The organism is Cellulomonas algicola (assembly GCF_003851725.1).
GTDB classification, from domain to species: domain Bacteria; phylum Actinomycetota; class Actinomycetes; order Actinomycetales; family Cellulomonadaceae; genus Cellulomonas; species Cellulomonas algicola.
This window is the reverse complement of the sequence record NZ_BHYL01000509.1, coordinates 1-714: the sequence shown is the minus strand read 5'-3', so window position 1 is coordinate 714 and position 714 is coordinate 1. Positions and strand designations below refer to the sequence as shown.

General features: G+C 75.6%; 1 protein-coding gene. It reads right to left on the bottom strand.

Features of this window, described 5'->3' with window-relative positions; genetic code table 11:
* A partial coding sequence (locus tag CTKZ_RS21165; protein ID WP_200829886.1) for an Hpt domain-containing protein occupies positions 1-517 on the bottom strand: 517 nt, incomplete at its 3' end.
* Positions 518-714: the final 197 nt, after the last annotated feature.

Here is a 714-nt window from a genome sequence, read left to right as displayed (position 1 = left end):
CGACGGCGGCGACCGCCGCGGCGGTCTCGTCGGCGGGGGCCTCGCGCGGGTGGGGCACGTCGGCGGCGCTCTCGGCTGCTGGGGGTGCGGGTGCGGCTGCCGGCGCGCCCGCGGGTGCCGACGCGGCGGTGCGCCCCTCCTGCACGGCGACGATCGCCTCGACGACCACGTCGACGTCCACGTCGCCCTCGCCACCGGTGCGCTCGATCGCGTCGAGCAGCAGCCGGACGGTGTCGACCGTGCGCAGCAGCACGTCGGTGGTGACCTGGTCCATCTGCCGGCGACCGTCACGCAGCTCGACGAGCAGGTTCTCGCCCGCGTGCGTGACGCGCTCGAGCCGGGAGAACGCGAGGAACCCGCTCGTGCCCTTGATGGTGTGGATCGTCCGGAAGACGCTGCTGAGCAGCGGCCTGTCCCCCGGGTTCTCCTCGAGCTCCACGAGGTCCCGGTCCAGCTGGTCGAGGTTCTCGTAGCTCTCGACCAGGAACTCACGGACGATCTCGTCGATGTCCTCCACGCGTGCCTCCCCACCGGCAGGCATTCGGCGCCGCCCCGGCGCCCAACCTCATCGGCCGGTGGAGGTCCCTGCTGAGGGATCCGCGGAGGTCGGGCCCGCGCTCGGCCTGTCCGTCGGCGCGTCGGTCGGCGCGGCGGTCGACGGCGCGGGGGCCGTCGTGCCGCGGGCCGTGCCGCCGGCGGCGGGCGGCGCGAGGC